General features: G+C 57.1%; 1 rRNA gene. It reads left to right on the top strand.

The features are described from left to right. A 16S ribosomal RNA gene (locus CKO15_RS13740) occupies positions 1-1,323 on the top strand; the annotation flags it as partial.

Genomic DNA, 1,323 nt, shown 5'->3' on the forward strand with positions numbered 1-1,323 from the left:
ACATGCAAGTCGAACGGTGACCTCGAGAGCTTGCTCTTGGGTGATCAGTGGCGAACGGGTGAGTAACACGTGAGTAACCTGCCCCAGACTCTGGAATAACCCCGGGAAACCGGAGCTAATACCGGATACGAGACGGAGCCGCATGGCTACCGTTTGGAAAGTTTTTCGGTCTGGGATGGACTCGCGGCCTATCAGCTAGTTGGTGAGGTAACGGCTCACCAAGGCGACGACGGGTAGCCGGCCTGAGAGGGCGACCGGCCACACTGGGACTGAGACACGGCCCAGACTCCTACGGGAGGCAGCAGTGGGGAATATTGCACAATGGGCGAAAGCCTGATGCAGCGACGCCGCGTGAGGGATGAAGGCCTTCGGGTTGTAAACCTCTTTCAGCAGGGAAGAAGCGAAAGTGACGGTACCTGCAGAAGAAGCACCGGCTAACTACGTGCCAGCAGCCGCGGTAATACGTAGGGTGCGAGCGTTGTCCGGAATTATTGGGCGTAAAGAGCTTGTAGGCGGTTTGTCGCGTCTGCCGTGAAAATCCGAGGCTCAACCTCGGACTTGCGGTGGGTACGGGCAGACTAGAGTGTGGTAGGGGAGACTGGAATTCCTGGTGTAGCGGTGAAATGCGCAGATATCAGGAGGAACACCGATGGCGAAGGCAGGTCTCTGGGCCACTACTGACGCTGAGAAGCGAAAGCGTGGGGAGCGAACAGGATTAGATACCCTGGTAGTCCACGCCGTAAACGTTGGGAACTAGGTGTGGGCCTCATTCCACGAGGTCTGTGCCGCAGCTAACGCATTAAGTTCCCCGCCTGGGGAGTACGGCCGCAAGGCTAAAACTCAAAGGAATTGACGGGGGCCCGCACAAGCGGCGGAGCATGCGGATTAATTCGATGCAACGCGAAGAACCTTACCAAGGCTTGACATACACCGGAAACACCCAGAGATGGGTGCCCCGCAAGGTCGGTGTACAGGTGGTGCATGGTTGTCGTCAGCTCGTGTCGTGAGATGTTGGGTTAAGTCCCGCAACGAGCGCAACCCTCGTTCTATGTTGCCAGCGCGTAAAGGCGGGGACTCATAGGAGACTGCCGGGGTCAACTCGGAGGAAGGTGGGGATGACGTCAAATCATCATGCCCCTTATGTCTTGGGCTTCACACATGCTACAATGGCCGGTACAAAGGGCTGCGAAATCGCAAGATGGAGCGAATCCCAAAAAACCGGTCTCAGTTCGGATTGGGGTCTGCAACTCGACCCCGTGAAGTCGGAGTCGCTAGTAATCGCAGATCAGCAACGCTGCGGTGAATACGTTCCCGGGCCTTGTA

The organism is Halorhodospira abdelmalekii (assembly GCF_016583625.1).
Taxonomy (GTDB): domain Bacteria; phylum Pseudomonadota; class Gammaproteobacteria; order Nitrococcales; family Halorhodospiraceae; genus Halorhodospira; species Halorhodospira abdelmalekii.